The organism is Ferruginibacter profundus, assembly GCF_054783275.1.
On record NZ_BAAGQW010000002.1, the window covers coordinates 2128038 to 2153738 of the forward strand.

At 38.7% G+C, this 25701-nt stretch carries 25 protein-coding genes; 8 read left to right on the forward strand and 17 right to left on the reverse strand.

The window, feature by feature from the left end; all coding sequences use genetic code 11:
• Positions 1-63: 63 nt before the first annotated feature.
• Positions 64-2970 carry a triple tyrosine motif-containing protein gene (locus tag ACYVM0_RS19215; protein ID WP_460559687.1) on the forward strand — a complete coding sequence of 969 codons (2907 nt, stop codon included), beginning with the start codon at positions 64-66 and terminating at the stop codon, positions 2968-2970.
• A gap of 7 nt (positions 2971-2977) precedes the next feature.
• Here ACYVM0_RS19215 and ACYVM0_RS19220 read toward each other — a convergent pair whose 3' ends face one another.
• Both ACYVM0_RS19220 and ACYVM0_RS19225 read right to left on the reverse strand, forming a co-directional pair.
• Entirely contained in the window at positions 2978-3409 is a 432-nt protein-coding gene (locus ACYVM0_RS19220) for a hypothetical protein (protein WP_460559688.1), read from the reverse strand.
• Positions 3410-3514: 105 nt separating this feature from the next.
• Positions 3515-3790, reverse strand: a complete 276-nt coding sequence (locus ACYVM0_RS19225) for a hypothetical protein (RefSeq protein WP_460559689.1) — start codon at positions 3788-3790, stop codon at positions 3515-3517.
• A gap of 435 nt (positions 3791-4225) precedes the next feature.
• On the opposite strand from ACYVM0_RS19225, the gene ACYVM0_RS19230 reads away from it, so the two are divergent.
• Entirely contained in the window at positions 4226-5050 is an 825-nt protein-coding gene (locus tag ACYVM0_RS19230) for an MBL fold metallo-hydrolase (RefSeq protein WP_460559690.1), read from the forward strand.
• 64 nt (positions 5051-5114) lie between these two features.
• Here the strand turns inward: ACYVM0_RS19230 and ACYVM0_RS19235 are convergent, their stop codons facing one another.
• Positions 5115-5615, reverse strand: a complete 501-nt coding sequence (locus ACYVM0_RS19235; protein ID WP_460559691.1) for a cupin domain-containing protein — start codon at positions 5613-5615, stop codon at positions 5115-5117.
• A 234-nt stretch (positions 5616-5849) separates the two neighbouring features.
• Between ACYVM0_RS19235 and ACYVM0_RS19240 the strand changes: the two genes are divergently transcribed.
• Entirely contained in the window at positions 5850-6236 is a 387-nt protein-coding gene (locus ACYVM0_RS19240) for an SWIB/MDM2 domain-containing protein (protein ID WP_460559692.1), read from the forward strand.
• A gap of 78 nt (positions 6237-6314) precedes the next feature.
• Here ACYVM0_RS19240 and ACYVM0_RS19245 read toward each other — a convergent pair whose 3' ends face one another.
• The 5 genes from ACYVM0_RS19245 to ACYVM0_RS19265 all read right to left on the reverse strand — a co-directional run bounded on the left by ACYVM0_RS19245 (position 6315) and on the right by ACYVM0_RS19265 (position 10841).
• Positions 6315-6536 carry a hypothetical protein gene (locus ACYVM0_RS19245; protein ID WP_460559693.1) on the reverse strand — a complete coding sequence of 74 codons (222 nt, stop codon included), beginning with the start codon at positions 6534-6536 and terminating at the stop codon, positions 6315-6317.
• Between the two features lie 208 nt (positions 6537-6744).
• Entirely contained in the window at positions 6745-7593 is an 849-nt protein-coding gene (locus ACYVM0_RS19250) for a hypothetical protein (RefSeq protein WP_460559694.1), read from the reverse strand.
• A gap of 52 nt (positions 7594-7645) precedes the next feature.
• Entirely contained in the window at positions 7646-8326 is a 681-nt protein-coding gene (locus ACYVM0_RS19255) for a hemerythrin domain-containing protein (protein ID WP_460559695.1), read from the reverse strand.
• 224 nt (positions 8327-8550) lie between these two features.
• Positions 8551-9315 carry a hypothetical protein gene (locus ACYVM0_RS19260; protein ID WP_460559696.1) on the reverse strand — a complete coding sequence of 255 codons (765 nt, stop codon included), beginning with the start codon at positions 9313-9315 and terminating at the stop codon, positions 8551-8553.
• Positions 9316-9506: 191 nt separating this feature from the next.
• Complete coding sequence (locus ACYVM0_RS19265; protein WP_460559697.1) at positions 9507-10841, reverse strand: glycosyltransferase; 1335 nt, start codon at positions 10839-10841, stop codon at positions 9507-9509.
• A 299-nt stretch (positions 10842-11140) separates the two neighbouring features.
• Here ACYVM0_RS19265 and ACYVM0_RS19270 point away from each other — a divergent pair, with 299 nt between their 5' ends.
• The 3 genes from ACYVM0_RS19270 to ACYVM0_RS19280 are packed head-to-tail and all read left to right on the forward strand — an operon-like array spanning position 11141 to position 14056.
• Entirely contained in the window at positions 11141-12193 is a 1053-nt protein-coding gene (locus tag ACYVM0_RS19270; RefSeq protein WP_460559698.1) for a sensor histidine kinase, read from the forward strand.
• Entirely contained in the window at positions 12190-13248 is a 1059-nt protein-coding gene (locus tag ACYVM0_RS19275) for a sensor histidine kinase (protein WP_460559699.1), read from the forward strand. The genes ACYVM0_RS19270 and ACYVM0_RS19275 overlap by 4 nt, the downstream gene beginning before the upstream one ends.
• Before the next feature lie 43 nt (positions 13249-13291).
• Positions 13292-14056 (forward strand): LytR/AlgR family response regulator transcription factor, encoded by a 765-nt coding sequence (locus tag ACYVM0_RS19280; RefSeq protein ID WP_460559700.1) that lies wholly within the window; start codon positions 13292-13294, stop codon positions 14054-14056.
• 2 nt (positions 14057-14058) lie between these two features.
• On the opposite strand, the gene ACYVM0_RS19285 is transcribed toward ACYVM0_RS19280, so the two are convergent.
• The 3 genes from ACYVM0_RS19285 to ACYVM0_RS19295 form a co-directional block, all read right to left on the reverse strand.
• Positions 14059-17121 (reverse strand): ligand-binding sensor domain-containing protein, encoded by a 3063-nt coding sequence (locus ACYVM0_RS19285; protein ID WP_460559701.1) that lies wholly within the window; start codon positions 17119-17121, stop codon positions 14059-14061.
• 112 nt (positions 17122-17233) lie between these two features.
• A complete protein-coding gene (locus ACYVM0_RS19290; RefSeq protein WP_460559702.1) occupies positions 17234-18424 on the reverse strand; it encodes a DUF2268 domain-containing putative Zn-dependent protease in 1191 nt (396 codons plus the stop codon).
• A 31-nt stretch (positions 18425-18455) separates the two neighbouring features.
• Entirely contained in the window at positions 18456-19469 is a 1014-nt protein-coding gene (locus ACYVM0_RS19295; protein ID WP_460559703.1) for a S41 family peptidase, read from the reverse strand.
• 355 nt (positions 19470-19824) lie between these two features.
• On the opposite strand from ACYVM0_RS19295, the gene ACYVM0_RS19300 reads away from it, so the two are divergent.
• Both ACYVM0_RS19300 and ACYVM0_RS19305 read left to right on the forward strand, forming a co-directional pair.
• Positions 19825-20013 carry a hypothetical protein gene (locus ACYVM0_RS19300; RefSeq protein ID WP_460559704.1) on the forward strand — a complete coding sequence of 63 codons (189 nt, stop codon included), beginning with the start codon at positions 19825-19827 and terminating at the stop codon, positions 20011-20013.
• Positions 20014-20043: 30 nt separating this feature from the next.
• Entirely contained in the window at positions 20044-20550 is a 507-nt protein-coding gene (locus ACYVM0_RS19305) for an SRPBCC family protein (protein ID WP_460559705.1), read from the forward strand.
• Between the two features lie 86 nt (positions 20551-20636).
• Here the strand turns inward: ACYVM0_RS19305 and ACYVM0_RS19310 are convergent, their stop codons facing one another.
• The 6 genes from ACYVM0_RS19310 to ACYVM0_RS19335 form a co-directional block, all read right to left on the reverse strand.
• Positions 20637-21776, reverse strand: coding sequence for a flavin-dependent monooxygenase (locus ACYVM0_RS19310; protein WP_460559706.1), 1140 nt, complete (start codon positions 21774-21776; stop codon positions 20637-20639).
• A gap of 61 nt (positions 21777-21837) precedes the next feature.
• Entirely contained in the window at positions 21838-23217 is a 1380-nt protein-coding gene (locus tag ACYVM0_RS19315; protein ID WP_460559707.1) for a S41 family peptidase, read from the reverse strand.
• A 79-nt stretch (positions 23218-23296) separates the two neighbouring features.
• Complete coding sequence (locus ACYVM0_RS19320) at positions 23297-23767, reverse strand: hypothetical protein (RefSeq protein WP_460559708.1); 471 nt, start codon at positions 23765-23767, stop codon at positions 23297-23299.
• Between the two features lie 8 nt (positions 23768-23775).
• Positions 23776-24366 (reverse strand): c-type cytochrome, encoded by a 591-nt coding sequence (locus tag ACYVM0_RS19325; protein ID WP_460559709.1) that lies wholly within the window; start codon positions 24364-24366, stop codon positions 23776-23778.
• A gap of 28 nt (positions 24367-24394) precedes the next feature.
• Positions 24395-24571, reverse strand: a complete 177-nt coding sequence (locus ACYVM0_RS19330) for a hypothetical protein (protein WP_460559710.1) — start codon at positions 24569-24571, stop codon at positions 24395-24397.
• Between the two features lie 196 nt (positions 24572-24767).
• Positions 24768-25691 (reverse strand): NmrA/HSCARG family protein, encoded by a 924-nt coding sequence (locus tag ACYVM0_RS19335; protein ID WP_460559711.1) that lies wholly within the window; start codon positions 25689-25691, stop codon positions 24768-24770.
• Positions 25692-25701 lie beyond the last annotated feature (10 nt).

The window sequence follows — 25701 nt, forward strand, 5'->3', positions numbered from 1 at the left end:
TACTACATCAATACTACATCACCCAATTTTGTATACCTTCACTATTCAATTAACGATGCAGATATGAAAAAACTGCTGCTCCTTATTCTACTGCCGCTTGCAGTACATAGTCAGAATACCATTGGCCTGCCCGATGTTATTAATTATTCTAAACAACTGTATAGTGCCGGGTTGCAAAACTGGGATATCAAACAGGATAAGAATGGTATTATATATGTAGCCAATAATGAAGGTTTATTAACCTACGATGGCCGAAGCTGGAACCTGTATCCGCTACCCAATAAAACCATAGTTCGTTCGCTGGAGATAGGGCCTGATAATAAAATTTATGTGGGCGGGCAGGACGAGCTGGGCTATTTTACCCCGGGCATTAACGGCCGGTTGCACTACAGCTCCCTTGCCCAGTTTATTCCGGCTAAGGATAAAATTTTTGGCGATGTATGGGATATCATTGCTTTTAATAAGAATGTATTTTTCCGCTCCGGCAATAAAATTTTCAAATTTGCCAACGAAGCTGTGGCCACTTATTATGCCCCGCTGGAATGGTCTTTTTTAGGTACCTGTAATGGCCGCCTGTATGCGCACGACCATAAAACGGGATTAATGGTTTTTGAGAACGAAGCCTGGTCGCCACTACCTGTAAAAGCTGCTTTACCTATTTCTGACCCTGTTACCAATATTTTACCGCTTAATAAAGACAGTGCACTGATAACTACTTTAAAAGACGGCATCTTTATTTTAACCAGTACCGCTATTACACCATTATCTTCTGCCAATAACTCCTTTTTTGCAACAGAAAGAATATATGCAGCAACTGCCGTAAATAATGAATGGCTGGCATTAGCCACCAGCAATAGCGGGGTGTACATTGTTGACCTTAAAGGAAATATCATTCAGCATTTTTCGGGCAAAGAAGGTTTGCAGAATAATAATGTACTGAGTATTTTTTTAGACCGGCAAAGTAATTTATGGCTGGGGCTGGATAATGGCATTGATTTTATTGCCTACAACAGCGCAATCAAACAAATTAATCCTGTATTACAGAACGGGTCGGGTTACACTACAATCATTCACAACAATATTTTATACACCGGCACCAGCAATGGCCTGTACAGTGTACCGCTGCAACCCATGAAAGACCTGAGCTTCAGCAAGGGGAATTTTATACCGGTGGTTAATGCCAAAGCGCAAACCTGGGGATTAGCTGAGATTAATAACCAGCTATTGGTCGGCAATCACGAGGGCGCATTTGTAATAAACAATAATATAGCACAGGTAATCTCCAATAATCCCGGCTACTGGAATTTTGTACCCATGTCCGGCACATTTCCTTCGGCGCAAATAATTGCAGGCAATTATAAGGGTTTATTCTTTTTTGATTTTAATAACGGGAAGTTCACGCAATCCGGCAAAGTAGCAGGCTTTGATGAATCATCAAGATTTGTTGCGCTGGATAAATACGATAATACCTGGGTATCGCATCCTTATCATGGTGTGTACCGGATCAGCAAAAACAATGATGGCTCTTACAAAACTGTTTTGTATACCGATAAACAAGGCCTGCCTTCTACATTAAACAACCACATTTATAAAATTAAAAATGAAGTGGTGGTGGCCGCAGAAAAAGGGGTGTTTATGTATAACCGTGATAAAGATAGTTTTGAACCATCGCCGTTTTATAGCAAATTGCTGGGCAACCAAAGCATCCGTTACCTTAAAGAAGATAAGGAGGGCAATGTTTGGTTCATCCATGAAAAAACATTGGGCGTAATTGATTTTTCGGCAAAAGAGCCTGCCATAATTTACCTGCCCGAGCTAAGTAATAAAATGCTCAGCGGTTTTGAATTTATTTATCCTGTTGATGCCAATAATATTTTTTTGGGCGGGGAAAAAGGCTTCTTTCATATCAATTACGAAAAGTATAAGAAAAACCTGCCCGGCCTGCAGGTACAGCTAAGGGCAGTAAGAATTATCAGTAAAACCGACAGCCTTTTATTTGGTGGTTATTTTAAAGAGGTGAATGAAAAACAAGTGCAGGATGCCGCTGCAATTCCTCAAATAAAAGACGGCTGGAAAACGATCCGGTTTGAATTTTCTCCTTCTGTTTTCGGTTACCAGTCTAATTTAGAATACAGTTACAGGATAAAAGGATTTGACAATAACTGGAGCGACTGGACGCAGCGGACAGAAAAAGAGTATACTAATTTACCCGCAGGCAGTTATACTTTTGAAGTGAAGGTAAGAAGCAACCTGGGCAATGAATCTGAAGCAGCTTTTTATACTTTTAAAATATTGCCGCCCTGGTACCAAACCATTTGGGCAAAAATCATTTACCTGTTGCTTTTTGCGGCAGCCTTATTGGCATTGTATAAATGGCAACAGAAAAAATTTAACCTGCAGCAGGCTAAGTACGAAGAAGAGCAGAAACAGCTGCGTTACATTCACGACCTGGAGCTGAGTAAAACAGAAAGTGAGATTGTGGCCTTGCGTAATGAAAACCTGGAAGCCGATATTAATTTTAAAAATTCAGAACTGGCCTCCTCTGCCATGCACCTGGTTAAAAAAGGAGAATTGCTCACCAAGATCAAAGAAGGGCTTACGCATATTATGAAGGTGATTGATAACCCGGTTGCCAACGGGGAAATTAAGAAACTGATAAAAACCCTGGGCGAAGATGATAATATTGATAAAGAGTGGGAAAATTTTACCAAACATTTTGATAAGGTACACAGCGATTTTGTAGCCAGCCTTAAAGAAAAACACAGCACCATTACAGGCAATGAATTAAAACTTTGTGCCTATTTAAGAATGAATTTATCTACCAAAGAAATTGCCCAGCTGATGAATATATCTGTACGTGGTGTGGAGATCAGCAGGTACCGGCTGCGTAAAAAATTAGGGATTGCTTCAGAAACAAACCTGTTTGATTATTTAATGAGTATCAATAGTAATACCGATAAACCGGAATAGCAGTATTTTATTTATCAATCAATAATTTATAAAACCGTTTCAGCTCTTCAGTTTCTGTAACTGCAAAAGGTTTATTACTATCGTAATTGGCTTTAAAAAATAAGACCCGTTTATGCTGCGGATATTTTTCAAGAATGGCAGTTATCAGTTTTCCTATGGCTTCGTCTTTGGTAAAAGCCGGCGTAGGTTGCGGCAGCGGCGATTTGTACCGGGTTGGCTTTTTTAAAATAATGGCTTGTAAAGTAGCCAGCTTGCCTTCGGTAATAGTATCTACTTTTGATGCTTTATGGTAAAGCCCCTCCAGTTGTTTTTTACTCAGGCCGCCTCTTTCCTGGTATTGTTGCAACAGGCTGGCCGTAAAAGTAGAGGTAGGATTTGCCGCCAGCGTTTCCTTCAACACATTTAATACAACATCTACATCCGGTTTTTTTCTTTCCATACTTTTAAAAGTAACAAAACTTACTTGTAATCATTGCAAATAAAAAGCCTTCCTGGTTTTTTACCAAAAAGGCTTAGGTTGTATTAACATTAAACTAAAGCTATTTTATCCTGCAATACTCTTACTGGCAAAACTGCTATTACCCAGCTCTACTACTTTTGCACGTGGCGTATTCTCTTCGGCCTGTTGTAATAATTGTTCTTTTATTATCGGATCACTTAATCCTGCAATAGCACAGGCTTTATCAAAACTAGTGTGCATACCATAAGATTCCAAAATCGGTGATACATCTTTAAATTCAGGAAAAGCGGTGAATTTTTTTACAAAATAATAGGTTTTGTAATCCAGTAATTTGGTGTAGGCAGTGTAAAAAGTTTCCATAATTGAGTATATTTTAGGTGACGTAATTATTTATTGTTGTCGAAAAAGAATATGTTCGGGTTGCATACGTATATGATACGCAAAAACCAAACACCAGGTTTTAAAAAGGACGATACAATAAGTAAATGGATCTAAAATGTACTCAGGGAAATAATTGTTCAATAATTATTAAGTCCTAAATAACTGTAGCTATTCAGAGGATTGGAAACGAATTTCGGCTTTGACGTGGGAGATTGGATACGGTTTAATCAGGAAGGACAAATGGATTGGCAGGGGTAGTAAGCTGGCGTAAAAGTACAACTCATATTTTACAATTACAAGATTTGTGGAGAACTATTGTACTGAAAATACACGGCGTAAATACACGGCGTACATTCACTATTTTCATAAATTAGCTCATTATCATATAGTTAAAATGATTTTCTTTGCAAATCAATGGCATTATTTATTACATCATTAAATTCGGGCAGCAACGGTAATTGTTATTATGTTGGCAACAGCAGCGAAGCCGTGCTGGTAGATGTGGGCATTTCGTGCAGGGAAACAGAAAAGCGGATGAAGCAACTTGACCTGGATATAAAAAAGGTAAAAGCCATTTTTATATCGCACGAACATGGCGATCATATCAAAGGCGTTTCTGTATTAGCCAATAAATATAAAATACCGGTTTATATTACAAGCATAACGGCAAAGCATGGCCCAAGATTGATCAGCCACCTGGCTAAAACATTTACAGCAGATGAACCGGTACAGGTTGGTGATTTATTCATTACTGCTTTTACAAAAGCCCATGATGCTGCAGATCCGCATAGTTTTATTGTAAGCCACAATAATGTAACTGTAGGTGTATTTACTGATATTGGTAAAGTATGCAAACAGGTGGTGCATTATTTTAAACAATGCCATGCAGTTTTTTTAGAAACCAATTATGATGAGGATATGCTGGAAAACGGGAAGTATCCTTTGCAATTAAAAAACCGTATCCGTGGTGGCGAGGGTCATTTGTCCAACAAAGAAGCGCTGGAATTATTTACCACACACCGGCCTGCTTTTATGACACATCTTATATTAACGCATTTATCTAAAGAAAATAATACGCCTGCATTAGCCGAAAAATTATTTACACAACATGCCGGCGATGTAGCCATTATTGTTGCCTCACGCTATGAAGCCACTAATGTTTATACAATTACAGCAACAGGAATGGAAGGAGATAAAGTGCCTTTTTTAAAACCTATGCAGCTGGCTTTGTTTCAATAAAAATGTAATGCGCCCAATGTTTTTGATCTTGTATATCGGAATAATATTTTCGATATACCATCAGTTACCGGCATAATTCCTGTATGATTACTGTATGTGCAGGATATGATTTTGCCAATGTATTTGCATCTGCCAACTCAAAATCTGCAAAATCAAAGCCCGGTGCTACGGTGCAACCTACCAGGCAAAACCGGCTTTGGGGTGCCGGGCGGCTGGCAAACCAGCAATTGGCAGGAACCACGTACTGAAACAATTCCCCATTGGTAAAATCGCTTCCCAGCTTAATAATATCAAGTTGTCCATCCTGCTGAATGATATATACCAGGAGCGGATCCCCGGTATAAAAGTGCCAGCATTCATCGCTTTTTATCCTGTGAAAAGCCGAAAAATTACCCGCCTCCAATAAAAAGTAAATTGCAGTAGAAAATGCCCTGTCGCCTGAAAACCCTTGTGGCAGCGCATTTGCTGCGATCACTGCTTTGCTTTTATAGGTTTCTTTGTACCAGCCACCTTCGGGATGCACCTGTAAATTGTATTGCTGAATTAACTGCTGCACTATTGCCATGATCAATTTTTATGAACCTGAAAGATAGCAAAAGGCTTTAAAAAACAGTGCAATTATATGCTTCGCCGGTGCTTAAAAATACCAATGAAAAACGCCCAAATCCCCCTGTTATTAACAATGTGAAAAATGGGGAAATATTTTTAACTAAATGTGATTGTTCTACCATTGGAAATAAGCTATATTTGATACGGTAAATAATTACTACATACTCATTAACATTCTAAAAATTAAAAAATGGCAACAAAAAAAACAGTAAAGAAAGCCGCACCAAAAAAAGCAGCAGCTAAAAAAGCAGCGCCAAAAAAAGCAGCACCAAAGAAAGCAGTAAAAAAAGCAGCGCCTAAAAAAGTTGCTAAAAAGAAATCTGCACGTAAACCATCTGCAGCATTTATGAAACCACTTACACCAAGTGCTGACTTAGCAGCTATTGTAGGAAGCAAAGGATTACCTCGTACAGAAGTGGTAAAAAAACTTTGGGTTTATATCAAAGCAAATAAACTGCAGGATTCAAAAAACAAACGCAATATTAATGCAGATGCTAAATTGAAACCAATCTTTGGTGGCAAAGCCCAGGTATCAATGTTTGATATGGCTAAACTTATTTCAAAACACTTGAAATAATAAAGAGTATTACAATAATAACGGGCATCAACAGGTGCCCTTTTTTTATGCCCGGGATTTAATTTTTTCCCTTGTAAGTCAATCATTGGCTGCATGTATTACAGCAGTTTTTTGAAGGCCTGCATTGGCGCTGCCACTGGTTTTAAAGTAATAGCCTTCTGCAGTGTTTGTAATTTTTTGTTTACTCATTTCCTGTTCGGCCGTAAGGCTTTTGCGGTTGTGATTTAACTCCAGCGCTGTAAGTACAGGTAACGCCGCAATAGCTGTAAACACCTGTAACGCAAATTTTAATTTTTCCATTTTTTTAAGTTTATGATTTTTTATTTTTTTCATGCTGCAAAGGTGAAAAGAAAACAGCGCCGGTAAAATGCAAGTCTGCATCAAGTGTAATTTTGCCTGAATGAAGTGCGGTGTTTTTATGCATTATTACAGCATAAAAAAACCGGTTCAAAAAATTGAACCGGTTACATTTCACCTCCCAAAATCCCTGCCTGTAAAATTGTGCTGCTTAGTTAATTTCCTTTGCCCATTCTGTTACAAATGCCCTTGCCGGCTCTACTACTTCTTTACCTGCACGAAAGGCCATTTTCCAATAGTATCCTTTGTTTTTTTCGTAAACAGGATTTACAAATACCTTCCTGTTATTTTTCAAAGTCAGTTCTGCACCAAAATCGATATCTTTTGTTTCTTCCAAAAACTTGATCAGCCGCTGCTTTACAAAGAGCAAATGATTGGTGGGATATCTTGCTTCCCACTCCTGCAGGCTTCGTTCGTTAGATTGCTGGTTAGATTTTACCAGCTGCGGATAGTTCTTTGTATAATTGGCAATTGTTTTATTGTTAGGGTCTTCTGCTTCTTTTAATTGCTTTCTGCTTTCAGTTAGTACATTTTCAAAAACAGGTTTTAAACTGGCGTCAGATCTTTTTAAACTGGCTTCTGTTTCTGCAATGCTCTTTTTGTACATCTCAATAGTTTCCTTGCGCATTTCTTCCGGCGTCTGCACTTTATTTTCTTTGGGTTTATAATTGGCTTTTAAAGCGGCGTATTCTTTTTTAAAAGCTTCGGTATTTACATACTGCCTGGTATAAGCCAGCAGGTCTTTTGCAATTGCCGAACGATTGCCAATGGCAATATTGGCAGTATTTTTAATGCCATAAGCATTGATATAGCCACCCAGTATGCTGCCGGTGATTTTTTTATCGGCTTCGGTTTTTGAAATACCCAGTTGCTTTAAAAAATCTTCATTCATTTTATCTATAGTAAATGAAAAGAGGACCAGGCTGATGATGGCCAATATAAAAGTGATGATGCACACCCTGAGCACCGTAACCAGGCCATGTAATGATGTTTTTTGCATGATAGAAAGAATTATTGATTTGTGATGTATGATTTATGAAATTGTTGCTTATTTATGCCAGCATTGCCCCTTCTGTAATAGTTTCCTGTACCTGCTGCCAGCGTGATGCGTCCAGTTCCTGGCCGGCAGTTTGCATCAGCGATTGAAATACAAAATCCGGCGCATTGTTTTTTACCTCTTTCAGCCAGGTTGTAATTTCATTGTTGTTTAACCCACGCATCATCCATCGGCTGAACTTCGCCATTTGCGGTGGCGGAATACTGGCCACAATTTTTTGCGTTATGCCATGTAATTCTATATCGGTATAATTTTTCCATAAGGCTTTATTGATGATGTCTTCTTCTTTAGCCATATGCTTCAGGTTGAAGATCATAAATTCAATAAAGGATTGTGTAATGGCATCGCCGGTGATTATTTTATCGTCTGATGAAACCGTATGCTCAAAAGCCGTTAATAAACCCCTGAGGCGCTGGCCCAGAGCATGATCTTCTTCATGTTCCTTTTCAAATGCATTTACCAATGCAGGTTCTGTATGTTCAATGGCAGTAAATACCATTGTATCTTCTGTATGGGCATGCTTATCAAATAAGTCAACTGTTTGCGCCAGTTGTGCAAGTGAAGTATCTGCTGCCTCTGTATTATTAAAATCTGTTTGTTGCAGGCATAATGCAGTTTCATAAAGCATGGCACGTAACCCCTTATGTACCTGTCCGAAAATGTTGTATCGGGTCATAAAATAAAATTTAGTTGTGATTAAATATTTATACAAATCTCCATTGTATTTGATGCTTGGTAAAGGCCGTGGTGCATGAGTTGATTAAAGAAGTGCATGAAGTGCTGTAATTGAATGAATGGCATTTTAAAAACAAAAAACCTGCATGCCTTACGGGGCATACAGGTTATAACTGATAAAACCGCTTTATAAAAAAACTAAAAGATACGGGTACGGTAACCTAACTATGATGCTTGTCTTAAAACAAATCCTTCCAATATTATATTCGTTACGCCATTTGATTTTTCTATACGCAACCTCGTAGGGTAATAACCTGCTTTTTGATATTTTGCCGGTTGAGGAATGGGTCTTTCAAAGCTGGTGGTAGCTTTTAAAAAGTCAAGGGTGATCATTGGCTCTAAAAATTTCAGTTTAGCATCATAAGAGCCATAGATAAATGTTTGTGTAAATAGTTGCCCGTTTAATTCGGGAGAAGTAACATCTACATAATGTTTACCCATTGCCGGTACAGGATCTACTCCTATATAATTAGCCGGCAGGTAATCTGCAGTGAGGCTTGCATTCAGCTTAACAGGATCCAGGTAGGTGGCAGTTTCTTCAGGGCTTGCCATGTAAAAATGAAAATCAAAATGCGGCCTGTCGTAAATGCCTACGGGAGGGTGTCCGTCAGGATTCCAGTCGAGCCCAACGTAGTTAAAAATAGTAGCAGCTGCTTTAGGATGAAATTTTACTACCACATTATTATCGTGGTGGTGTTCGCCGCCAGTGGTACCGGTACCAACAGTAACACTGTTTAATGCTGCATCATCAATACTTATGGCCATACTTTCAGGGTTGCCATCGTTGTTTAATTGAATCCATGTCCATGCTTTGCCATGGTAAACGGCAGTTTCCGGGCCTTTGTAAATACCGGCAATTTTTTCATCATCTTTTTTGCAAGAGGTAAATAATGCGCCTGCAACCAATGTTAAAAGAAATAATTTTTTCATGACTACATTTAAATTTTTGTTTTGAATTAATAGTGCAAAGTTGTTGTAAAGTAAGGGGGTCGGCCAGTGCAGCGTGTATCAATTGCTGTTTGTGTGTTGTGAATTGTGAAGCGGGAGACGTGAAGCGTGAGGCGTGAGAGTGGTACGTTTTTAAAACATCTTGCTTTCACTCACGCCTCACCACGCACCACTCACGAATATATTTTATGAGCCAGCTGATTTGCTTTTTCCCTGCTGATGATATTAGGTTGCGTTAATTGTGCCACATATTTTGCGCAAAGTTCATTGGCATTATATTGTTCAAATTCTTCAGCCAGCTTTTCAATATTGGTTTTATATACCGTATCTGCCATTACCTGCTCCACGGCATTTGCTATTTGCGCAGGTGTTGGTGTTTCTGTTTTTAAATTAATACCGTATTTAAAGTAACCTACTCTTGCACAAATTTCATTTTTTCCTTCGTGTACGCCGGCAACCACCATAGGCAATTTGTTTTGAATACCTAACATTACGCCACCATATCCGCCATTGGTAATGTATACACTGGCGTATGGCATTACATCTGCAAACGGAATAAAGTCTTCAATAATTATGTTGGGATAATTATACCGGCTTTTCAATTCGCTGGTTTGCGAACCACCTGTAGTGCATATTACCAGTGTACCTGTATTTTTAAATGCTTCCAGTACAGGTATAATTATTTTAGTGGCATCTTTTTCTACAGTACCCTGTGTTACCAGTACAATTTTTTTATACTGCGCCAATCTTTTATCGTACCAGAAATCATCATTTTGTTTATTGCTGTAAGGTAGCAGCGGACCTATGAAACGGATATTTTTGCTCAGGTCACTCCTGTAGTATTCAAAACCAGGTGTGCCACTTTGCAATATAAAATCTGCCTTATGGCTCAACAGGTCAAAAAGAAAAATATTATGATGTTCAATATTGTAGTCTTCTAAAATGCGGTGTAATTGCCGGTTGGGCTTTTTAATAAATATATTCTTAACCAGCCATCGCAATACGGATTGTTTTATTTTTCCTGGTAAGGATTGTGCCGGTGTCATACCCAGGCCATTGGGCGCAAGGTCTTTAGAGCTTTCAATTAAAGGCAGTACGCCAATTGATATTACAGGTATTTTCAGTAACTCCTTTATAAAAATGCTACCGGTAAAAGCCACATCACAAATCAGCAGGTCGAAAGGAAATGATTTATGAATGATACTCATTTCCTCAAAATACAAGGGGCCTCTTTTAATAAAGAAATGTTCCAGGTCAAAATTGAGCTTCTTAATAGTACTTTTTATTTTTTCTCTTTCCGGAAAAGCTTCGCCTAAGTCATCTGCTGTAATATCCAGCGCTTCGCCAAATTGGTAGAAGGGCATCTTCAATTGTTGCAGTTTGGGTTGGTATTTTGAAGCGGCGTACCATCTTACATCATACCCCAGTTGCTGCAGGTGTTTAGCCAAACCGGTAAGCGGATTAAAATGTCCGTCGGCCGGCACGCAGGTAAATAATATTTTTTTCATGGTTATATTTTTATGGTGATCTCAAAATTGCAAATCAATTAATGCCCGGTAAAGCCTTATTGCAATGGATTGATAAAACCTGTAGTTGAATTGATACAAAATGGGGCTAAATATGTGCTGCAAAAAAGTAATTACTGCCACTATAAAAAACAGCTCTTACAAGCTGTTATGGCTCCCAAATGCCAACATACAATGTACCCTTAATACATTTCATACGCTGTTTTTCTCAATTCATACAGCATTAACACAATTGATACCCTGAAAGCAGGTGCTTTTACTTAAATTTTATAATTTACAGCATGGCATTAAAGCGATATAGTAAAAAGGAGCCGTTGGTATTTGTGTGGGTAATGCTGCCGTACATTATCTTCCTTAATTTGTTGATGTTTGGCTCCTGCATTTTTGATTCCCCGGGATTATTTATCAAGAGTTTTTTATACTCCGGGGTATTTATATTTGTCATCTATTTTCTTTTTGGCCTTGTTGCTACACTTATTCAAAAAAGGTTTGCCACGGCTGGTGAATTATTCAGGCGTATAGCCATTATGCTGCCGGTTTTTTACCTGATGAATTGTGTTGCCATTACCGCACTTTTTTATTTACACAGTAAACTGCAATTGTTACCCTGTACACCAAAAACTGATATGCTGTTGTGGTCGATCATTTATGCCTGCCTGATGAGTACCATTATTACTTTTATTAACGAAGGGGTAGCCAACTGGGAGGCATGGAAAGCTTCTATTACCGAAACAGAAAAAATTAAAAACGTGTACCAGCGCAGTAAGGTGCTGGGTTTAAAAGGGCAGATCAATCCTCATTTTTTATTCAATTGCTTTAATACGCTATCGGGTTTAATACAGGAAGATGAAACCAAGGCTGAAATTTTTTTAGACGAAATGACCAAGGTACACCGTTACCTTTTACGCAGTGACGATGAGTTGCTGGTATCGCTGGATATGGAAATAAAATTTGCCGGTTCTTACCTCTACCTTGCCAAAGAACGCTTTGGAGAAGCAATTACTTTTTCCATTTCCATTGAAGCCGATGCATTGGAAAAAAAATTACCCCCGCTGAGTATGCAGGTGATATTAGAAAACATCATTTACACCAATGCATTAAGTAAAACCAATCCGCTGAGTATTGTTATTACTTCTACTGACAATAACGAATTATCGATAGTAAATACCATGCATGAAAAAACTGTAGTGCAAAATTATGGGGTGGATGACGGGCTGAATAACCTGTTGAAAAAATACAAAATATTAAATGCCGGTAACATTATTATAAATGAAAAGGAAGGTAAACGCTTTTTTTTACTTCCCTTGTTTAATAAAAAGGAGGCCGAAGCATGACACTGGTAAAGCCACCCAAGATACAGATCCGTAGTTTCTGGCTGTCAATGCCCTTCATTATACTGGCCTTGATGTACATAATGTATGGCGAAAGAATATGGTCAGAATGGAAAATATGGGCTGTTACTTACCCGATCATTTATGTAATAGGTTTTTTTTCGTGGTATTCGCATGCTCAATATGACCATTTTCTTAAATCAAAATTCCCTTCGTTACAGCTAACCGGAAAAAGAGTTTTATTTAAGTTACTGGTGAACCTGTTTATCATGACACCATCGGTGCTGCTGATTTTTTTTGTATTTCATCAGTTTAATATCTTAGGCTACCAGATAAAAGATGGCGACCTGAAATATGGCTATTTAGTAGGCCTTGCCATAAATCTTGTTTTTGAAACATTATGGGAAGTAATTTATATTATTGATAAATACAAAGAAGCTACCGCAGAAAAAGACATGCTGGAGCAATTGCAATTGCAGCAGGAGTTTGACGGGCTGAAACAAAAGGTAAATCCGCATTTTTTATTCAATTGCTTTAATACTTTATCGGCACTGATAGCAGAGGATAAAGACAAGGCTGAAAAGTTCCTGGATGAACTGAGTAAAGTGTATCGTTACCTGTTGCGTAAAAACAACGACAGCATGAGTACATTGGAAAGCGAGGTGAAATTTATTCAGAGTTATTTTCAGCTATTAAAAACCAGGCACGGAGAGGCAGTGGATTTACAGGTGGAAGTAGATAAACAGTACAGCAATTACCTGTTGCCTTCACTGAGTTTACAAATGTTGTTAGAGAATGCGGTAAAACATAATGCCCTTTCAAAAAACAAACCCCTCACTATTGAAATATTTACCACTACCGGTAATAAATTAGTGGTAAATAATAACCTGCAGCGCCGCACTATTAAGGCACCCAGTAATAAAGTGGGACTGGATAATATTAAAACGAAGTACGACCTGCTGCACCTGAAGGGTTTCCAGGTGATGGAAGATGGAAAAAATTTTACGGTAGTGTTGCCGCTGATATGGAACAACGCCGGCGAAAATAATAAAGTGTAAACAAGTTCATCAAAAATATATTTTAAAAAATAAAACTGTTGTTATGCAAATTTTAATTGTAGAAGATGAAGAACTGGCAGTAAAAAAGCTGCAAAAAACATTATTGTCTGTAAGCGCATCAGCAAACATTGCCGGTGTTACCGACAGTATTAAAAGTACTGTGGAGTGGTTACAGGAAAATCCGCAACCCGACCTGATTCTGATGGATATTGAATTAGCCGATGGCCAGAGTTTTGAAATATTTAATCTTACCGAGGTAAAGAGCCCGGTGATATTCACCACATCGTATGATGAATATGCACTGAAAGCTTTTAAAGTTAATAGTGTGGATTATTTATTGAAGCCCATACAAAAAGAAGAACTGCAGGCAGCCTTAACCAAATTTCAAAAAATAAAAGGCAATAGCAATACGGATATTAATATTGATGTTTTAGTAAAAGAACTGCAGCAAAAGTTACAGCCTAAAGAATACCGCAAACGTTTTCTGGTAAAACACGGGCAAAAATTAGTATCAGTAGAGATTGACGAAATTGCGTATTTCTACAGCGATGGCAGGCTGAACTTTTTTAAAACGCAGGACAACAAAAAGTTTGTGGTAGATTATACTATGGATGAGCTGGAAGATATGCTGGAACCGGAAAAATATTTCCGTATCAGCCGTTCCTTTTATGTTTCGGTAAACAGCATTGATAAAATTGATGATTATTTTGGCAACCGGTTAATATTACAGTTAAAACCTGCTGTTGATAAAGAAGCGCTGGTAAGCAGGGAAAAGGTAACCGACTTTAAAAAATGGATGGGTAAATAATTTTATTGTACCGGAATTGCCAATTCAATAATAGACCTGGTTTTCTGCAGCTGTACATTCAGTACGGCATTCACTTCTTTCAATTTATCGGCCAGTTCCTGCCGCTGCAATAAGTTGTTCAATTGCAGCATGTCGGTATTACTGCTATCAAAATCTAATGTATAAGTAAGGTTAGGTTTTTTAAATCCAATATAAAAGCGGCAATCTGCAGCACCTGTTCTTACAATATTTGTACTGCCGCCTCTTAATAACCAAAATACGTTCTGGCGCAGTTCCATATTTAAATTCAACGTAGTTACTTTTTCATCTACCAGTAAATCTATTGCAACACCGTAACGGTTTCGCAGTGCGTCAATATGTTCCCTGATGCGTTCAATGGTTTTTTGCATGCTGTCATTATCGGGGCTAATGCCCCATAACATATCATCCATGGCAACAATCATCTGCTGGCTTTTACCGTGTATCTGCTGAATGTATTCTTTTGATTTTTCAATATCCTTATCGGCTTTAAGTTTAGCCATCTCACTTAAGATATTAATATTGTTGAGTGCCGTGTTTACCTCCTGGTGTAATTTATCCGCAATATCAGTCCGCATCTTCTGTATAGCTGCAGTACGTTTTGTCCGCAGCCTGTCTAACCAGAACAATAAACCCATTACAAGTAATGTAAGCACACTGTAAAACCACCAGGTTTTCCAGAATGGGGCATTAACAACAATTACAAGCCGCGTTATTTTGTTGGATTCCACACCATCTTCATTCATGGATTTAATTAAAAAAGTATAGCTTCCGGGAGGCAGGTAATTATATACAGCCTGGTTGTTTTTATCTGAAATTATCCATTCTTTATCAAGGCCCTCTAATTTATATTTTATCAGCGATGCATTGTTATACAACAACGGGGAAAATTCAATCACCAGTGAATTCTGATCGTACCCCAGTTCTATTTTTTTTAATGCCAATAAGGAATCCAGTGGTAAAGACTTGTTCATCACTTTAAAATCGGTTACAGTTACCCATGGAAAAACAGGCCGTATCTGGATACGCGAAGGATCGAACACGATAAAATGATTGGAGGAACCAAAGATCATTCTGCCATCGGGCATTACATACGATGAAGCCTGGATAAAGCATTCATTTTCGATGCCATCGGCACGGTTAAAATTTACAAATATGCCCTTTTGAATATTTATGCGGTATAAGCCATTGGTAGTTGTCATCCACACAAAACCATTTTTGTCTTTTTCAAGAGAGGAAATATACCCTGAAATAAATTCAGGCCTTCCTATCAGGGCTGACCTTTTTGAAACCCTGTTGTATCGAATGATATTAGTTGATGTGGTGATCAGCATGGTGGTATCATCATATTCCATGATTGCAGAAACCACCTGCTCGGGTAATTTTCTTCCACCTGTTGCGGTGTCACTAAAGTGCATGACAATTTTATCGGTGTTTGCATCTATTACATACACCCCGTCCAAGCCGCAGGCTGCCCACACATAACCCTTGGAGTCGACGGTGATCTTTCCTACCAGGCCATTACTGATAGCGGTAAACTTGCTGATACCATCATCAAATTTTTGTGCCCCTTTTGATTTGGTCCATTTATACAATCCACGGCTTTGTGTACCCAGCCACAGGTTGCCGTTTTTATCTTCTGCAATTTGTCTTATTGTTCTGTTTTCAAAAATTGGCGGATTAAAAAATTTAAAGCTCCTTTTATCCTGGTCTATTACATAAATTCCGGGTTGTGATGATATCCAGATATGGTTACTATCGGCGGAAGCCACCATGCACCAGGCATAGGGATTTATTTTAGTACCAAAATCCTTAATACCAAATGGCACTGTGCTAAAATCTTTACTATCGTATGCATACATCCCATCTCCCCAGGTGCCGGCCAGCACAGTACCCCATTTTGTTGTAATAAACGACATAGGTGTACCATCGCCGGTCTTTAAATTAGAATGATTGATATGCTTTACATTGGTAAAAAATTCTGTTTCGGGATTGAACCTGAACAAGCCATTGGTATTAGTACCTACCCAGATATTTTTTTCCCTGTCTTCGCATAAAGCACTGATGGCATTATAAGTGATCCCCTGTTCATTACGATATCCATTGTACACCATTTGAAACTTCTTTTCATTTTCCAGGAACCTGGCAAACACCGGCCCGCCCCTTACCCAAAAAGTACCATCCTTTTGTTCAAAAAAACCATAGATCTCGTGATAACTTTTAAGTGTGGAATAAAATTCAAAATTTTCGGCAATGCGTTTATTGGCATTAAGATCGTAACAGTAGATCATAGGAACAGCGGGGTTCCAGTTAATAAACCATACCCGGTGCTTACTATCGAAATAAAAATGAAAAGAGGGTGAGTTAATTTTAAATTCTTCCAGGAAGGATTCCTTTTCAACATTATTACCCGTGTAACTTAAATTTCCGGTAGCCGCATTATAAATCGCCACAATACCTTCCTGCATACTCATCCAGTATTTGTGTGTACCGGGCTGGGGTATAAAATCAGCTATATGCCATTCTTCTTTTTGCTTAAAAAAATTATTGGTGTACGAAAAGTCCTTTGTTTTTTCACTCCAGGTAATTACTTCACTACTTTGAAATAATAAAAAAAAATTGCCGTACTCATCTTTTATAATTTCTTTTGAAGCAGCATTTATGGAGTTAGGATTTTTTGGTTTAACGGGTACTTTACGAAAAGTAAATTTTTTGGTATCAAAAACCCCTACCGTGCCATTGTAAAAAAGCACCCACAAATTCTTTCCTTTATCAGCCATTATTTGCTCAATAGGGTTGTAGGGAAGCGTAGTGGAATCCATACTGTTGTGGCGAAACGTTTTATAACGGGTACCGTCAAAACGCTGTAGTCCATCTGTTGATCCTATCCAGATATAACCCTCGTCATCCTGCAATACCGAATTTACCTGGTTAGATACAAGGCCTGTAGTAGTGGTATAATGCGTGAAAGAATATTCCTTTTCCGGTTGGGCCATCGCAATGGAGGCCAGCAGCATAGTGCTTATTATCAAAATTAATTTTGGCAAAGGAGGAGGTTTAATCAGGCTCAAATTTAATAAACCTCCGCCGTAAAGTGAACCAGCTAATGTTTTGATTTATACAATTGATACAGCTATTTGCTCAATTCATACACTACAATTAGTTTCCATAGCCGCTTTTTGCTAAAAATGATTTAAAATCCTGTATCTCCAGTATCTCTTTTACTGCCTGTTTTTTGTCAGTGGCTTTATTATAGTACGCTTCACAGATCTTATAACCCATATAATAACCGAGGTCTTGCGGATAACCCCGCTTTGCATCAAAACCATTGTACAACCATTCACTCACATCTTCGCCATTCATCTGTTGCTGAAATTTTTGCCACAATTCTTTTTCATGTGCATTACCGTAGTCGTGTATTTTTTTATTGAGATTATAGCCTAATACCAGCTGACTGATAAAATCGGCCGAACCTTCATTGATACTCTTTTCCAGTAAGGTATTGGTAACTGCAGTATTTTGTTCAATATGGATCAGTTCGTGAATAACAATACCCAATATCTTTGAAGTATCAGTGAGATTTGATTTTTCCCAGTTGCTTAATTGTGTGGTATCGGCTGTGGCCGGGTTACAAAGAAATTCCGATCCTATTAATTGCCCGCCACCACCATCGGCTGTACCAAAAGCATTAAAGTTGGCAATGGTAAAAGTGGTGGGAGGAAAAATAGCAGCATCATACAATGCTTTTAATTTTTTTGCTGCAGTAATTATCTGTGGTGTATAATTTTTTAATGCCAGTGTAACCGGCCTTATACTTTCGTAATATTTATTGTATCGCCTGACGGTTGAAATAAGATTTGTAGCCCTTAAATTCATTCGTACTTCAAAAAAAGTACGTAAACCCTGGCTGCCGGCCATGATATATTGCTGCATAAAAATATCATCCGCCTGTTTATCGTTTATCTTATCGTACAGTTGCCAGAACCTGTCAATATCGCTGGTAACAATTTGCATGTTTGCCGGGTTACTGAATCTGTCCCTGTTATCCTGTATCGTTTGTTTTATTTGATTCCAGTGTTTTGTTCCGGTAATAAATTTAATAGCGCTGCGCCCTGTGATATAACCGGTATCATACATGTTTTTTTGTGCTGCCTGTTTAATAAGTGCTATAGCAGCAGCTGTATCACCGCTGGCTATTTTAATGGTAGCACCGGTTAATAAGATAGACGGTGTTTGCAGGTACTGGTGATTACGGTAATAAAAATAATCATCGTAATTAAATTGATGTTGCTGTGCATTGCCGGCACAACAGGTAATTACCAGTAGTAGTGATGAAAATATTTTTTTCATTGCATTATATTTTTAAACTGTGCCTGGTTGTTTACTGCTTTTTCAGCCATTTTAAAGCTGCCTGTATTTTTTTATCCTGCAGGTAGTTATCAAAATTATCGCCTCCCCATATCATTTCATCCGGCTGTACATTGTAATAATATATTTTTTTATTGCGGTCAACAATTGCAGATTCTGCAATTACAATTCCTGCTTTACCCTCAATGATCCAATGGCCATTATTACCAATGGTAAACCCTGCTGTTGTTTCGCCAATAAAACGGGTATGCTTTCTTCCCTTAAATGCCACGGCCACACATTCTCCTGCACTGCCTGTTAAATTGCTGGTAAGTATCACCACTGTTGTTGCAGGAGAAAGCCTATGGCAATTATTTATCACCCTTGCTGCACCACCATCTTCGCTGTAGAATTTCCCGTTTTCTAAAACCGACATCGATTCCACGGCGCCTTCACTATCGGCGCCGCCAATAAATTTTCCATTGCCTAATAATGGCGATAGCCCTGCAATCATCGGGAACATCGTGCCACCGCCATTTAACCTGAGGTCAATGATAATTTTTGTTGCGCCACTGTTTTCCAGGCTGCAAAGGCTATCTGCCAATTGCTGCGCTTTTTTATTGTATTGGCTGGTGTCCAGCATCATACCCGGTACCCGCAGGTAACCAATATTGCCGGTCAGCATCTTCTTTACAAACCGGTTACCTTTTGCCATTTCATTTTTTACAGCCTCGGAAAATTTAAACCCGGTTTTTATCTGCCATCTTAATTCGGCATCTCCCGCAGACAGCCAGCCATGATGATCGTTGACTGATTGAAACAGGTAAGAGATGCTGCTGTCTAATTGGCTCCATGTTTTTGCATGGGCTGCTTTAGCATAAGCATTTTGTTTTACCACAGGCCAGTTGGTGGTTTTTGCATGCAGTGCATATTGCTGCAACAGGCTGATGGAGGAATCCAGTACCAGCTTTACACTATCGGGCATTTGCGCCTTTACTGCACAGACGGTGCAAAACAGAAGTAGAAAAAAGAAGGTCTTTATTTTCATATCGTAAAAGTATAACCACGTCAAAAAAAATAACAGGTTGTATTGTATCAATTGTATTTATAAACGGATGAAGTGGGTAAATGTTACAGTGTAGTATTTCAGAAAGAGGTTCGGAATTTATTGTTTTACCGGCATCAGTTTTCGGTTCATCCCGATAATACAACACCTGATGTTTTTAAATGTACAGCCAGTTGCTACGCTCATTTTTATTTACACCCTATAAATGCAGCTTTGTACAAATTTGATAACCATTCAACATGATTAAAAAATCATGGTAAAACATTTTAGTTTTAAATTTTATGCCTGCCGTTAGCAGCATTCTTTTTTACAACTGCCTGCGGCAAAAAAGAAAGTAATGCCCCGGGGCAGTACAGCGCCGGAAAATAATATAGCTGTAGCCGTTACTACCATTGCCGGAAAAGTGAACGATCATGGCAATGGAGAAGATGGTAACGGTGCTTCGGCAGCGCTTTCTACAATCGGTGGTATAGCTGCAACACCTGATGGCAAAACTATTTATGTTGCCGAATCAGGAAAAAAGTGATCAGGAAAATAGTACTTCAATAAAACAATTATGATACTGGACATAACAAACTCCATAATAATTCCGCAAAACCACAAACTGGTTTTTGATTATTTTTCAAACTTTGCCAATGATAAATTGTGGAGAAAGGAAGTGAGGGCAACAAAAGTTAACAGCGAAAAAACAGGCGTGGGTACTTCCATTACGCAATTTTCTTTTCTGTCTCGCAAAGAGCCCTGCTATAAAAGCGAATTAACCTGTACCGAATTTACGGCCAACAAAATAATAGTATGTGAAACCAACAGGGGAAATAAATTCTGGTTAAAAACTACCAGGCAGGTAACACCATTAGCTGAAAATAATACTTTGATCACTTACCGGCTTGAGTTTGATACTGCCATTGTTAAGTACAGCCTTGGGTTTGCTTTGCCTGCTTTTATATTGTGCCTTTACACCCGGCAAACCATGAAAAGGTACCTGCGTGTGCTGAAAAAAAAACTGGCTGAAGAAAATCGGTATGCCGGGTTTGTTACTTATCCTTATTACGCCGGTGATTAGCACTGCAACCTGCAGCATTAGTAACTATACATACACTAAAACTTCCGGCTTTACAAGCGGAAGTTTTTTATTTATGACACAAATGATCAGAAATCTGTGGTGTAGAGTTTTTTAAATTGTTTATCCTTAGCAGACTGTGGTAAGTTAGTAAACACAAAGTCTCTTATTGCAATCAATACTTTGTTTTCCAGTTGTGCTATTGTGCCAATTTGTTTAGACGTGTTAACGATCAGGTGCGTTCTTTTCAACCTTCTTTTTTCAAATTGCTTGAATGCGGTGGCAAGGTTACTGTTCTTTTTAATTTCATCCGCTAGTATCACAGCATCTTCAATGGCCTGGCAGGCACCCTGGCCGAGATTGGGTGTGGTGGCATGTGCAGCATCGCCTGTCAATACAATATTATCAAACGCATATTGCTGTATGGGTTGCAGGTCGATAATATCGCCCCAGATAAGGTTTTCGTTTTTTGTTTGTTGCAGAATTGCAGGAATGGGCTGGTGATAATCTTTAAATACTTCCAGTAAATCATTGGTTGTATATTGCTGCATACGGTTATCATTGGCAACAGTGTTGATACAGGCAAACCAATATATTGTATTGTTATCAAGTGGTACAATTCCAAAGCGGCCATTACTGCCCCATGTTTCTGAACATTCATTTAATTGGAGTGCCGTATTATCAATCACGGCCCTCCAGCAGGTATAACCGGCATATCTTATTTTGCTGCCGGGTAATAATTGTTTTCTTACCGGCGAGTGAATACCATCAGCCGCAATAACATAATCCGTTGCATAAGTTGTACCATCTGTAAAATGTATGCTACAATTATTTTCATTTTGCGTAATATGCTTTACTCTTTTATTGGTTTGAATATGGGCAGGATCAATTTTGGATAATAATAACCGGTGCAGCCGGGCCCGGTGAATAGTAAAATTATCAAGGCCGTATTTTTTACTTACCGAAACACTGTCGGTTGTAGTAATAGATCTTCCTTTTTTATTGTACAATGTAAACGATGGTAAGAACCTGCCGGCATTCATCACTTCCTCACCTATACCCAGTAATTGAAAAGCTTTGATGGCATTTGCTCCAAGGCCTAATCCTGCACCTACTTCTTTTATCACCGGCGCTGCTTCAAATACCCTGGCATTGATACCAATATTTTTTAAAGCAATGGCTGTGGTAAGCCCTGCTATACCGCCGCCGATGATCGTAATATTCGTCATATGCCTTGTATCATTTTACAGTCATCAGTTATGCAGGTATACAGCCAGGGGCATCCGCAATTTATTTGATCTTTGTTTTTAAATATTCCATCGCCTTGTTGATAACCGGGTCTTTCTTTTGCAGGTAATCAGTTAGTGTTGGCTTTATTTCAATATCCGGTTTAATGCCATAGCCAACAAATTCTCTGCCATCAGGGTAGGTATCCTGTTTTGTGCAAACCCTGGCAGATCCTCCGCCGGGTAAATCAAACATATAAGGCTGGCCGGTGCTGCCAAAAGAATTTACGCCCATTTTTATAATGTGCTTTTGATTATCTGCATAGATCAGGAAATCTTCAGCAGCAGAAGCGGTATTGTGCCCCAGCAAAATAACTGTGGGTACTACTATTCTTTTCGCCTTGAGGTGTATGGTATCAGCTTCGTAATCGAAGTTGTAATAATATTTGTCATTGAATGACAACCACGATTTTTTCGCCCATTCATTTCCGGTAGTATCTTTTACGTTGGTAAATTTTCCCCAGGCTTTAAATGATGGAATATGCAGCCTGCTCCTGTTTTTTGATCCATAAAGAATGGTATCATTAGTAAGGTATTGCAGGATAGCCGTGCCAATGCCGGTACTGCCACCGCCGTTATACCGCAGGTCGATTATTAATCCTTTTGCTTTATACAATTCCGGCAATTTATCAATGAATAAACTGTCAATTTTTTCATCGCCAAAAGAATTTAAAGCCACATAAGCCACCTTATCATTTTGCCATTTAAAATCCATCAGGCTTCTGTCTGCGTCAAATGCAGGATATACTTCTTTCTCTTCTGTTCTCTTATGTGTAAGTTTTAAAGAAACCATACGGCCATCAGGTCTTTTTATTTTTACCGTGTAGCTGTCGCCATTCAGCCCTTTCAATAAACTATTTATGCTCCAGTCCTGCAACACATAGCCGGTAGAAGAAGAAATATAAGGCGCCACATCTTCGTTAATATAAACCGGTGTTGGTTTTCCGTTTACTTCAATCACTTCACTACCCACAGGGATCTCATCCTTCTTGCTCAGATTAGTTCTTACAATAATTGCTTTACCGTCAATATTCTCAATAAAAAACCTGTAGTCTCCAAACATGGTGGTCATGGTTTCAAAAGCCCTGTCCTGCGGAAAATATACATTCGTGTGCCCGTCTTTCAGCAGGGCGCAGAATTTTTGTAACTCCCTGTAATAAGCATAATCATTAGTTGTTTTTTGCACACTTACTATCATGGCCTTGTAAGCGCTGTCCCATTGTTTCCTGTCTACCTTATCCAGGTAAATAAAATTGTAATTTACTTCCTGCCAGAATTTAGACAGGCCATATACTTTATCTGCAGCTGAAATTTTATCGGGTAGTTGTGCACCCGCAGAAAAAATAAACAATAAAAAAACAGGGAGAAGGCTTATTTTTTTCATAATTGTATCAATAAGAGTGACTGTTAAAGATGCTGTAAATGTAAAAACTTTCTGTAATTACCGGGAGATTATTACAGCATCAATACAACCCAAATACTGCACCGGCAAGTAAAAGAATAAACCCTGTAATAGTTACTATCTGCCGATATTGAAAAATCTGCAGCCACTCTGTTCTGTAATCGGCCCAGTCTTCGGGATAGTTATCTGCGGCCCAGGTGTTGATCTGTTTATTGATAGGTACATTCCCTTTTAGAGTAAGCAATACATCCATTACCAATGCACCAAATGCCAGGCAGGAAGTAACAAAAAATATACTGCAGTAATCTTTACCGGTTACTATCAGCAATGCCATATTGCTGAGTAAAGCAGCATACACGGCAAATTTATATTTTGCCCTGAAGGCAGCATCCATTAATTTTCTTACCTCAATATAGGATGCTGCCTGTAGTTTATACTGTACATTTTTTAAGGCAATAATGTACATGAAAGACTGTGCCACTATTACACTGTAAGAGAGTACCGTCATCAATAAAATAATTCTAAATAACATGGCTTGTTCTATTGCAGGTCGGATAATTTTTTAGGCAGGGGTACAATATTTTCTACCGGCTTTACTGTTTTTAAATAAGCAAAGATGGATTTGAGGTCTTCGTCTTTCATATTTTTATACGCAAACCAGGGCATAGGTGGTAATAAAGGGCGTGTGTTATCAAGACCTTTTAATTTTCCTTCACGCAATGCCTTTATAAATTGTTCTTCCTTCCATGCACCGATACCTGTTGCATCCCCGGTAATATTAGCCGCATAGGATTGCCCCCACATGCCCACAGCGCTGGTTAAATCAGGCGCCAGTACTGCCCATCCTTTTTTTACCACGTTGGTATCTATGGGTGGTAGTTTACCATCATGGGGGAAACCTGATAATCTCAACTCCGGTATTATCTCCGGGCCATTGGGTCCCATGCGTTTGGGTGAGTGACAATCGTCGCAGCCAATAGCGTTCACTAAGTATTTGCCACGTTCTACCATTTCTGTAGAATCCATTGTAGTTGGTTTGCCGGCAGTTTCAGCGGCCTTATTATTACAGGCTGCAACAGCCATAACAACAGTTGCTGCAATAGCGGAAAGAATAAAAAATCTGTTACGCATAATTAAAGGTTTAGAGTGATTAATATTTTTATCGGTGAATTAAAATGATATCAGCAGTTGAATGATTGATATTTATACCGGTGTTATAATCCGGGTCCCATTCAGAATAATTTTTTTTAACAAGTTCCTGCTGTACGTGGGCAACAATCAATATTGCCGAAACTGCCGTAATAGCCAGTGTTGCTGCCAGGAATATATTTTTCATGATGAGGTGCTGTTTTAAAATCTGTTGCAAGATATTTTTGAATGCGTAGCCCTACAATGCAGCATTGTATGAAATGGCAGAAAGGCGGTATGAAATGGGCAAAGCATTTATCATTCATTTTGTGATAAAAAAAATGCCGGCTGTTGCCGGCATTAAAATCAAACACAAATTGCTGTGGGTACGGAGCAATTTTCATTTATACGATGGTTGCTTCTTCTGCTGTTAAATGTTTTTCAAACTTATTTTTATTTTCCTTCAGCCAGGTTTCAAATGTTTGTGTATCCGGGTTAAGCCCGTAGCTTTCTATCATATCTATCTGCCTGTTGGGGATGTATAATCTTTGTACCTCAAACATATTGGCTATTTCTCCTGCACCGGGAAAATCAAATGCCGCATACACTTCATGGGGAATATAATTGTATTTTATTTTTTTGCCCAGTACTTTGCTCATCACTGCGGCATATTTTTCGCAGGTATCATCTGCACCTACCGCACCTACAGTACGGCCGATATATTCAACAGGATGATCAAAAATTGTAGCTACCATTCCGCCAATATCTTCCACACTTACCATTGCCAGCCTGGTTTTACCTTGCGGAAATCCAAAATAATAAGTTCCGTCTGCTGCTTTTTGCAAAGGAAAAAAATTCAGGAAATTCTCGTAGTAAAAAGCCACCTGTAAAAATGTGGCAGGAATACCAAGCAGCTTTGTATATTCCTGTAATGCAGCTTTGATATCACAGTGCGGTGTGGGAAATTTTCCACTGCTTAATTTGTTGTAATCAGGTAAAGTATGAAAAACAAAATGACTGATGCCAGTAGCTTTTACAGCATCCACCAGGTTTTTTCCCTGTTGGTACTCACTTTCAAAATGTTCCCAAAAATTAGTTACGCCATAAACACCGTAGCAATCCTGCATTGCTGCTTTTAAACTTTCAATATCATTCATATCCCCGGTTATCACTTCTGCTCCCAATTCCTTTAGTGCTATTGCATTTTGAGCGTTTGCATTTCTTGTAAGAATGCGTACGGCAAATTTATTTTGGGCCAGTAAAGCTTTTGCCACGCTGCCACCTTGTGCGCCTGTGGCACCGGTTACTAAAATTATTTTTTGTTGCATTGTTGTTGAT

What these genes read in the sequence shown, in the direction of transcription:
- ACYVM0_RS19230 (WP_460559690.1), top strand. Translation starts at nt 4,226, where the DNA reads ATGGCATTATTTATTACATCATTAAATTCGGGCAGCAACGGTAATTGT.
- ACYVM0_RS19220 (WP_460559688.1), bottom strand. Translation starts at nt 3,409, where the DNA reads ATGGAAAGAAAAAAACCGGATGTAGATGTTGTATTAAATGTGTTGAAG.
- ACYVM0_RS19235 (WP_460559691.1), bottom strand. Translation starts at nt 5,615, where the DNA reads ATGGCAATAGTGCAGCAGTTAATTCAGCAATACAATTTACAGGTGCAT.
- ACYVM0_RS19290 (WP_460559702.1), bottom strand. Translation starts at nt 18,424, where the DNA reads ATGAAAAAAATATTTTCATCACTACTACTGGTAATTACCTGTTGTGCC.
- ACYVM0_RS19295 (WP_460559703.1), bottom strand. Translation starts at nt 19,469, where the DNA reads ATGAAAATAAAGACCTTCTTTTTTCTACTTCTGTTTTGCACCGTCTGT.
- ACYVM0_RS19265 (WP_460559697.1), bottom strand. Translation starts at nt 10,841, where the DNA reads ATGAAAAAAATATTATTTACCTGCGTGCCGGCCGACGGACATTTTAAT.
- ACYVM0_RS19305 (WP_460559705.1), top strand. Translation starts at nt 20,044, where the DNA reads ATGATACTGGACATAACAAACTCCATAATAATTCCGCAAAACCACAAA.
- ACYVM0_RS19320 (WP_460559708.1), bottom strand. Translation starts at nt 23,767, where the DNA reads ATGTTATTTAGAATTATTTTATTGATGACGGTACTCTCTTACAGTGTA.
- ACYVM0_RS19275 (WP_460559699.1), top strand. Translation starts at nt 12,190, where the DNA reads ATGACACTGGTAAAGCCACCCAAGATACAGATCCGTAGTTTCTGGCTG.
- ACYVM0_RS19300 (WP_460559704.1), top strand. Translation starts at nt 19,825, where the DNA reads ATGCCCCGGGGCAGTACAGCGCCGGAAAATAATATAGCTGTAGCCGTT.
- ACYVM0_RS19260 (WP_460559696.1), bottom strand. Translation starts at nt 9,315, where the DNA reads ATGAAAAAATTATTTCTTTTAACATTGGTTGCAGGCGCATTATTTACC.
- ACYVM0_RS19270 (WP_460559698.1), top strand. Translation starts at nt 11,141, where the DNA reads ATGGCATTAAAGCGATATAGTAAAAAGGAGCCGTTGGTATTTGTGTGG.
- ACYVM0_RS19330 (WP_460559710.1), bottom strand. Translation starts at nt 24,571, where the DNA reads ATGAAAAATATATTCCTGGCAGCAACACTGGCTATTACGGCAGTTTCG.
- ACYVM0_RS19240 (WP_460559692.1), top strand. Translation starts at nt 5,850, where the DNA reads ATGGCAACAAAAAAAACAGTAAAGAAAGCCGCACCAAAAAAAGCAGCA.
- ACYVM0_RS19310 (WP_460559706.1), bottom strand. Translation starts at nt 21,776, where the DNA reads ATGACGAATATTACGATCATCGGCGGCGGTATAGCAGGGCTTACCACA.
- ACYVM0_RS19255 (WP_460559695.1), bottom strand. Translation starts at nt 8,326, where the DNA reads ATGACCCGATACAACATTTTCGGACAGGTACATAAGGGGTTACGTGCC.
- ACYVM0_RS19215 (WP_460559687.1), top strand. Translation starts at nt 64, where the DNA reads ATGAAAAAACTGCTGCTCCTTATTCTACTGCCGCTTGCAGTACATAGT.
- ACYVM0_RS19250 (WP_460559694.1), bottom strand. Translation starts at nt 7,593, where the DNA reads ATGCAAAAAACATCATTACATGGCCTGGTTACGGTGCTCAGGGTGTGC.
- ACYVM0_RS19245 (WP_460559693.1), bottom strand. Translation starts at nt 6,536, where the DNA reads ATGGAAAAATTAAAATTTGCGTTACAGGTGTTTACAGCTATTGCGGCG.
- ACYVM0_RS19225 (WP_460559689.1), bottom strand. Translation starts at nt 3,790, where the DNA reads ATGGAAACTTTTTACACTGCCTACACCAAATTACTGGATTACAAAACC.
- ACYVM0_RS19325 (WP_460559709.1), bottom strand. Translation starts at nt 24,366, where the DNA reads ATGCGTAACAGATTTTTTATTCTTTCCGCTATTGCAGCAACTGTTGTT.
- ACYVM0_RS19335 (WP_460559711.1), bottom strand. Translation starts at nt 25,691, where the DNA reads ATGCAACAAAAAATAATTTTAGTAACCGGTGCCACAGGCGCACAAGGT.
- ACYVM0_RS19315 (WP_460559707.1), bottom strand. Translation starts at nt 23,217, where the DNA reads ATGAAAAAAATAAGCCTTCTCCCTGTTTTTTTATTGTTTATTTTTTCT.
- ACYVM0_RS19280 (WP_460559700.1), top strand. Translation starts at nt 13,292, where the DNA reads ATGCAAATTTTAATTGTAGAAGATGAAGAACTGGCAGTAAAAAAGCTG.